The organism is Mycobacterium simiae, from assembly GCF_008370645.1.
In the GTDB taxonomy this organism is placed as follows: domain Bacteria; phylum Actinomycetota; class Actinomycetes; order Mycobacteriales; family Mycobacteriaceae; genus Mycobacterium; species Mycobacterium simiae_A.
Window position 1 is genome coordinate 1 of sequence record NZ_VTZN01000232.1, and the last position, 6,267, is coordinate 6,267.

6 protein-coding genes are annotated in these 6,267 nt (G+C 66.0%); 5 read left to right on the forward strand and 1 reads right to left on the reverse strand.

Features of this window, described 5'->3' with window-relative positions:
- The 5 genes from yajC to F0Q45_RS23575 all read left to right on the forward strand — a co-directional run.
- On the forward strand, positions 1-284 hold a 284-nt coding region (gene yajC / locus F0Q45_RS23555; RefSeq protein ID WP_149656202.1), incomplete at its 5' end, for a preprotein translocase subunit YajC.
- Positions 285-378: 94 nt separating this feature from the next.
- Complete coding sequence (secD, locus tag F0Q45_RS23560; RefSeq protein WP_149656203.1) at positions 379-2,172, forward strand: protein translocase subunit SecD; 1,794 nt, start codon at positions 379-381, stop codon at positions 2,170-2,172.
- Between the two features lie 3 nt (positions 2,173-2,175).
- Positions 2,176-3,435: a protein translocase subunit SecF gene (gene secF, locus F0Q45_RS23565; RefSeq protein WP_149656204.1), complete on the forward strand. Its 1,260-nt coding sequence runs from the start codon at positions 2,176-2,178 to the stop codon at positions 3,433-3,435.
- Between the two features lie 56 nt (positions 3,436-3,491).
- The gene (locus F0Q45_RS23570; RefSeq protein WP_188113120.1) at positions 3,492-5,141 is read left to right on the forward strand and encodes an ABC transporter substrate-binding protein; all 1,650 of its coding nucleotides are present in this window, start codon (positions 3,492-3,494) and stop codon (positions 5,139-5,141) included.
- Between the two features lie 10 nt (positions 5,142-5,151).
- The gene (locus F0Q45_RS23575; protein ID WP_149656206.1) at positions 5,152-5,691 is read left to right on the forward strand and encodes an adenine phosphoribosyltransferase; all 540 of its coding nucleotides are present in this window, start codon (positions 5,152-5,154) and stop codon (positions 5,689-5,691) included.
- A gap of 129 nt (positions 5,692-5,820) precedes the next feature.
- Here the strand turns inward: F0Q45_RS23575 and F0Q45_RS28070 are convergent.
- Positions 5,821-6,267: hypothetical protein (locus F0Q45_RS28070; protein WP_188113121.1), on the reverse strand; the 447-nt coding region annotated here is incomplete at its 5' end.

A 6,267-nucleotide genomic window follows, 5' to 3' on the forward strand; every position in this document is an offset into this window, starting at 1 on the left:
AGCGGCGCGCCATGCAGGCCACCATTGATCTGCACGAGTCACTGCAGCCTGGGGAGCGGGTGCACACCACGTCCGGCCTAGAGGCCACCGTCGTCAGCATCGCTGAGGACACCGTCGACCTCGAAATCGCCCCGGGTGTGGTAACCAGGTGGATGAAGCTGGCGATCCGCGACCGCATCCTGCCGGACACCGACGAGGACCTGGACGAGGACGCGACCGAGTCGGCGGACGACGACGAACAGTCATCGGCTGACGACGAGAGCCGCGCTACCAAGGATTCTTGAGCACAACCCTACGAGCCGGGTGCCACGCGTTGGCCGTCGCGACACGTAGGCTCTGTCCGGGGTAAGAACCGACATTCGAGGAGATATACGGAACGTGGCATCGTCTTCGGCGCCGGTGCATCCTGCCCGCTACCTGTCGGTGTTTCTGCTCATGCTCATCGGCGTGTATTTGCTGGTGTTTCTGACTGGGGACAAGAAGGCCGATCCGAAGCTCGGCATTGACCTGCAGGGCGGCACCCGGGTCACGCTGACCGCGCGGACTCCTGATGGCTCGGCGCCCAGCCGCGAGGCGCTGGCCCAGGCCCAGCAGATCATCAGCGCACGGGTCAATGGGCTCGGTGTCTCGGGCTCCGAGGTCGTGGTGGACGGCGACAACATAGTGATCACGGTGCCCGGAACCGACGGCAGTGAGGCCCGCAACCTCGGCCAGACCGCGCGGCTCTACATCCGGCCGGTGCTCAACTCGATGCCTGCGCAGCCCGAGCAGGCAGAGCCCAAACCCCAACCGCCCGCCGGAAGCCCGCCGCCGGGCGGTGGTGCGCCCACAGCCGAACCGCCGCCGGCCGGCCAACCCGGCGCACCGGGCGCTCCCCGGTCGGTGGCTCCAGGGCAGCCCGGAGCCCAGCCTCGGCCGTATCCGCAAGACCCGCCGCCATCACCGGCACCCAGCCCCACCCCGCCCGGCGGCCCGGCTGCCACCGGGGCGCCGCCGTCAACAGAAGCGCCACCCGGTGACCAGCCTGCGCCCCCGGATCCGCGCAAGGATCTGGCCGAGCGCATCGCGCAGGAGAAGAAGTGGCGACAGAGCACCAGCCAATACATCCAGATGGTCGCGCTGCAATTCCAGGCCACCCGCTGCGACAAAAAGGACATCCTGGCCGGCAACGACGACCCGAATCTGCCGCTGGTGACCTGCTCGACGGACCATAAGACCGCCTACCTGCTGGCGCCGTCGATCATCAGCGGCGACCAAATCCAGAACGCCACCTCAGGAATGGACCAGCGCAGCGTCGGCTACGTGGTCGATCTGCAGTTCAAGAGCCAGGCGGCCAATATCTGGGCTGACTACACCGCTGCCCATCTCGGCACTCAGACGGCCTTCACCTTGGACTCCCAGGTGGTCAGCGCGCCACAGATTCTGGAAGCTATCCCCGGCGGGCGGACGCAGATCAGCGGGGGAGACCCGCCGTTTACCGCGGCGACCGCGCGCCAGCTTGCCAACGTGTTGAAATACGGGTCGCTGCCGCTGTCCTTCGAATCGTCGGAGGCTCAAACAGTCTCGGCGACACTAGGTTTGACATCGCTGCGAGCGGGCCTGATCGCGGGGGCGATCGGCCTGGCGCTGGTGCTGGTGTACTCGCTGCTGTACTACCGGGTGTTGGGCTTACTGACGGCTCTATCGCTGGTTGCCTCGGGCGCAATGGTTTTCGCGATTCTGGTGCTGCTCGGCCGCTACATCAACTACACCCTGGACCTAGCGGGCATTGCGGGCTTGATCATCGGTATCGGTACCACAGCCGACTCGTTTGTGGTGTTCTTCGAGCGCATCAAAGACGAGATCCGCGAAGGCCGTTCGTTCCGGTCGGCGGTGCCGCGCGGTTGGGCCCGCGCCCGCAAGACCATCGTGTCGGGCAACGCTGTCACCTTCCTAGCCGCTGCCGTGCTGTACTTCCTGGCGATCGGCCAGGTGAAGGGATTCGCGTTCACCCTGGGACTAACCACCATCTTGGACGTGGTGGTGGTGTTCTTGGTGACCTGGCCGCTGGTGTATTTGGCCTCCAAGTCCTCGTGGCTGGCCAAGCCCGTCTACAACGGGCTGGGAGCGGTTCAGCAGGTCGCACGCGAGCGTCGAGCGCAAGCCGGTGCTGCCAAGACGGGACGGGGATAGCAGATGGCATCGGAGATCAAAGCCACCGAAGACCAGCACGACGCGGTGGAGCTGAGCCGCTCGGATAGTGACAGCACCGGTCTGCCGCAGCACAGCTTTCTCTCCCGGCTCTACACCGGTACAGGTGCCTTCGAGGTGGTAGGGCGGCGCAGACTCTGGTACGGCGTGAGCGGGGCGATCATGGCGATCGCCATTGTGAGCATCGTCGTGCGCGGGTTTACCTTCGGCATCGATTTCAAGGGCGGCACCACGGTGTCGTTCCCGCGCGGCGACGTCTCGGTCGCTCAAGTCGAAGACGTTTTCCGAAAGACCCTGGGCACCGATCCCCAATCGGTGGTCACGGTCGGCAGCGGCGCCTCGGCGACGGTCCAGATCCGGTCGGAGACCCTGTCTAACGACCAGACCGAAAAGCTGCGCAACGCCCTGTTCGACGCGTTTGCCACCAAGGGCGCCGACGGCAAGCCCAGCAAGAAAGCCATCAGCGATGCGGCGGTATCTGAGACCTGGGGTGACCAGATCACCAAGAAGGCGGCGATCGCGCTGGTGGTCTTCCTGGTGCTGGTCGCTGTCTACATCACCGTTCGCTACGAGCGGTACATGACGATGTCCGCGCTGGCGGCCATGATCTTCGACCTGACCGTCACCGCGGGCGTCTACGCGTTGGTGGGTTTTGAGGTCACCCCGGCTACCGTCATCGGGCTGCTGACCATCCTGGGGTTCTCGCTCTACGACACCGTCATCGTGTTCGACAAAGTCGAGGAAAACACCCACGGCTTTCAGCACACCACGCGGCGTACCTTCGCCGAGCAGGCTAACCTGGCGATCAACCAGACGTTCATGCGCTCGATCAACACCAGCCTGATCTCGGTGCTGCCGGTGCTGGCGCTCATGGTGGTGGCGGTATGGCTGCTGGGGGTCGGCACCCTGAAGGACCTGGCGCTGGTGCAGCTGATCGGCATCATGGTTGGCACCTACTCGTCGATCTTCTTCGCCACTCCGTTGTTGGTCACCCTGCGGGAACGTACCGAGCTGGTGCGCGCCCACACCCGCAAGGTGGTCAAGCGCCGCAAGCCCGCCTCGCACGTCGAAATGGCCCAGGAGCAAACCGAATCCACCGCGGATAAGGTGCCACCGCAGTCCCCTCTCGCTACTGAGAGGGCGGTGGCCAAGCCGACGAGCAAACCGGCACCAGGTGCCCGGCCGGTGCGACCTACCGGTGCCAAGCAGCGTCCGACCGGCAAGCGAAACGCCGGCCGGCGGTAGTCGCGATGGCCACCTGGTGCCGCCGGGGTGAGGGCAAAATCAGCCAGTGGTCCGTAATGCGAAAAGTTCTGATCGGCAACATCATCGGATTACTGATTGCCTGCGTGGCGACGTTGGCTGCCTGTTCGAGCAGCGCCGCCGGTCAGGTCGACTATGTAGTCGACGGCGCGCTGCCAACCTATAACACCAACACTGTCAGCGGTGCCGCCTCGGCCGGAGCGCAGGCATTTGCCCGCGTGCTCACCGGGTTCGGCTATCACGGACCCGACGGCCAGGTAGTCGCCGACCACGACTTCGGAACCATCTCGGTGGTGGGCGGTTCTCCGCTGGTGCTCGACTATCAGATCGCCGACAACGCCGTCTATTCCGACGGCAAGCCGGTGACCTGCGACGACCTGGTGCTGACCTGGGCGGCCCAATCCGGTCGTTTTCCCGGGTTCGACGCCGCGACGCAGGCCGGGTATCTCGACATCGCCAACATCGAGTGCACCGCCGGACAAAAGAAGGCCAGGGTGTCTTTCATCCCGGACCGCGGGGTGGTCGACTACACCCAGCTGTTTACCGCAACGTCGCTGATGCCGTCGCACGTCATCGCCGATCAACTCAACGTCGACGTCACCGCCGCGCTACTCAGCAATGACGCATCGTTGGTGGAACAGATTGCCCGGCTGTGGAATACAACCTGGGATCTCAAGCGGGGCCTCAAACCCGACGAAGTGTTCAAACGCTTTCCGTCGTCGGGGCCGTACAAGATCGAATCTGTCCTCGACGGCGGCGCGGTGGTACTCGTCGCCAATGATCGTTGGTGGGGCGCCAAGGCGATCACCAAGCGGGTCACCGTGTGGCCGCAGGGAGCCGATATCCAAGACCGAGTCAACAACCGCAACGTCGACGTGGTCGATGTTGCGGCCGGGTCGTCGGGAGCACTGGCCACTCCAGACAACTATCAGCGCATCGATTCGCCGTCCGGGGGAATCGAGCAGCTGATCTTTGCGCCGCAGGGATCGCTGGCCGATATCCGGGCCCGCCGCGCCCTCGCTTTGTGTACGCCACGGGAGGCGATCGCCCGGGACGCCGGGGTTCCCGTCGCCAACTCACGACTTAGCCCGGCCACCGAGGATGCTGTCGCCGAGGCCGATGGTGCGACCCAGGCAAGTCAATTCAACAAAGGTGATCCGGCCGCCGCTCGGGATGCGTTGGGGGGCGCGCCGCTGGCGGTGCGGATCGGGTACCACCGGCCCAACGCACGATTGGCGGCCATTGTCGGGGCCATCGCCGCGTCGTGCGCACCGGCCGGAATCACCGTCTCCGATGTGAGTTTGGACACACCCGGTCCGCTGGCGGTGCGGGACGGAAAGATCGATGTGCTGCTGGCCAGCACGGGTGGAGCCACCGGCAGCGGGTCTACCGGATCGTCGGCGATGGACGCATATTGCTTGCACAGCGGCAACGGAAACAACCTGTCCGGCTACGCGAATCCGCAGGTTGACGGCATCATCGGGGCACTGGCGGTTTCGGCGGACCCCGCTGAGCGCGTCAGGTTGCTTGCTGACGGCGCGCCGGTACTGTGGGGCGAGATGCCGACGTTGCCGCTGTATCGGCAGCAGCGCACGTTATTGATGTCAAAGAAGATGTATGGCGTCAGCAGGAATCCCACCCGCTGGGGTGCGGCTTGGAACATGGACCGATGGGCTCTAATGCAATGAGAGTGCAGTGATGGCTGTCCCAGGGCGCGCTCCCGTTGCCGATGTGATCGCGTCGTTAACCAGGGACGTTGCGAATTTCCCGACACCCGGAGTCCAGTTCAAGGACCTCACTGCGCTTTTTGTCGACCGGGAGGCGATGGGCGTGGTGATCGACGCGTTGGCCGATGTCGCATCTGGTTCTGACCTAGTCGCCGGTATCGAGTCCCGGGGGTCGTTGGTTGCCGCCGCACTCGCCGCGCGCTTGGGCATTGGGGTGTTGTCGATCCGCAAGAGGGGCAAGCTGCCGCCTCCGGTGCTGACTGAGGACTATGACCGCGAGTACGGCGCTGCCGGCATGGAGATCCCGGCGGACAGCCTCGAGTTACGGGGGCGCAAAGTCATGGTCATCGATGACGTGTTGGCTACCGGCGGAACCCTTGGCGCGGCAACACGGTTGCTGGAGCGCACCGGCGCCAAAGTGATTGGGGCGGCGGTAGTTGTCGAGCTGATAGCACTTGGGGGTCGCAAGGCGATCGCGCCGTTGCACGTGCACAGTTTGAGCCAGGTCTAGCCCTGGTCTAGCCCTACAAGCCATTCCGGCGCGCCGCGAAGTGGCGTGCTCAGAAGTGGGGCGATTAACGCTAGCCCTTGACCTAGCCGGCTCGATCATGATCCGGCTCACCGGCACGCAGAACCGGGTTCACCCATTGTTGCCGGGATTGCCGTTGCCGCCCGTGGTGCCGCCGGGCAACCCGCCGGGCCCGCCGGTGCCGCCGGCCCCGCCAATGCCGGCTGGCGGGCCGCCGTTGCCGCCGTTGCCGCCGGCCCCGCCGTTGCCGCTGATGCCGGGGGCGGCGCCGAAGCCGCGGTCGCCGCCCACGCCACCATTGCCACCGGCGCCGCCGTTGCCGCCGACGCCGCCGCCGGTTGCGGCGCCGCCGTTGCCGCCAGCGGCGCCGTTGCCGCCGAAGCCGCCGTTGCCGCCGACGCCGCCGCCGCTGGATGGGGCGCTGCCGCCAAAGCCGCCTGATCTGCCGTTGCCGCCGTTGCCGCCGGCTCCGCCGTCGCCGCCGCCGGTTGCGGTGCCGCCGTTGCCGCCAACACCGCCGACGCCACCGTTGCCGCCTTTGCCGCCGGCGCCGCCGCC

What these genes read in the sequence shown, in the direction of transcription:
- secF (WP_149656204.1), top strand. Translation starts at nt 2,176, where the DNA reads ATGGCATCGGAGATCAAAGCCACCGAAGACCAGCACGACGCGGTGGAG.
- F0Q45_RS23570 (WP_188113120.1), top strand. Translation starts at nt 3,492, where the DNA reads ATGCGAAAAGTTCTGATCGGCAACATCATCGGATTACTGATTGCCTGC.
- F0Q45_RS23575 (WP_149656206.1), top strand. Translation starts at nt 5,152, where the DNA reads ATGGCTGTCCCAGGGCGCGCTCCCGTTGCCGATGTGATCGCGTCGTTA.